Source organism: Emticicia sp., assembly GCF_049241225.1.
GTDB lineage: Bacteria > Bacteroidota > Bacteroidia > Cytophagales > Spirosomataceae > Emticicia.
In genome coordinates this window covers 32,448-33,685 of record NZ_JBMLRC010000237.1, presented here as the reverse complement: position 1 = coordinate 33,685, position 1,238 = coordinate 32,448, and the positions used below count along the sequence as shown (strand labels likewise).

General features: G+C 35.7%; 2 protein-coding genes. One reads left to right on the top strand and one right to left on the bottom strand.

Translation table 11 applies throughout. The features are described 5' to 3' along the window. Nucleotides 1–552, top strand: a 552-nt coding sequence (locus tag ACOVO2_RS12915; RefSeq protein WP_421770378.1) for a radical SAM protein, incomplete at its 5' end; no start/stop codon positions are given. 56 nt (nucleotides 553–608) lie between these two features. On the opposite strand, the gene ACOVO2_RS12910 is transcribed toward ACOVO2_RS12915, so the two are convergent. Further along, nucleotides 609–1,238: L-threonylcarbamoyladenylate synthase (locus ACOVO2_RS12910; protein ID WP_421770377.1), on the bottom strand; the 630-nt coding region annotated here is incomplete at its 5' end.

Below are 1,238 nucleotides of genomic sequence, written 5' to 3'. Positions count from 1 at the left end.
CATATTCCGTTACAGTCAGGCTCGAGTAAAGTTTTGGCATTGATGAAACGCCGTTATAAAAGAGAACTTTACGTTGAAAGAGTGAAAAAAATCAAACAATTAATGCCTGATTGCTGCATTGGCGTGGATGTGATTGTTGGCCATCCTGGAGAAACCGAGGAAGAATTTCTGGAAACTTATAATTTTTTGAATGAGTTGGATATCAGTTATTTACACGTATTTACTTATTCAGAAAGGCCAAATACTCACGCAGTTTCAATCAAGCCAACAGTGCCTTCAAGCAAGCGTGCCGAACGCTCAAAAATGCTTCATATTTTATCTGATAAGAAAAAGAGATTTTTCTACGAAAGCCAAATTGGAAAACAATTTACTGTATTGTTTGAGGAAGATATTGAAGACGGAAATATGCACGGATGGACAGAGAATTATGTACGTGTAACAGCCAAATACGATCCAATGCTAATCAATGAAACCAAGAAAGTTACTTTATCTTCGATAAATGATAAAATGTTGGTAGAAGTTGAGGAGGTAGAAGAATATGTGGTGCATTAAAATTTATTCGTGCATTGGTGGCATGTTGTATTCCATGAATATACGAATATTTGTCGTTACAAAAACTCATTTAAATCGCCTAGGCCTTCACGGATTACCTCAAAATCGTCATCGACTGCTAAAACTACCGTTGATGGTTCGATTCCACACCAACCTCCGTCGATGATAATATCGACTTTTTCAGCATTCTGTGAGTAAATCACTTCAATTTCATTGGGGTATTCTAAAATATCGTCAATATCATCTTTTACAGAAGTCGTGATGATTGGATTACCCAACATTTCGATGATTTTTAAAGGAATTTCGTGGTCTGGAATTCGGATTCCAATCGTTTTACGTTTGGTTTGCAATGTTTTGGGCAAATCACCAGTTGCGGGAAGAATAAACGTAAACGGGCCGGGCAATGCTCTTTTTAAAAGTCTGAAGGTATTATTTGAGACTTTGGCATAAGTTGAAATATTGCTTAAATCATGACAAACGATTGAAAAATTGTTGTGTTGAAGTTTTATTCCTTTGATTTTACTCAATTTTTCAACTGCTTTGGTATTGAAAATATCACAGCCCATCGAATAGACGGTATCAGTCGGATAAATGATTATCCCACCATTTTTTAGACATTCGACAACTTTTTGAAGTTTTCGTTCATCCAAATTCCCTTGATATAATTCAATAATTTCAGCAGACAT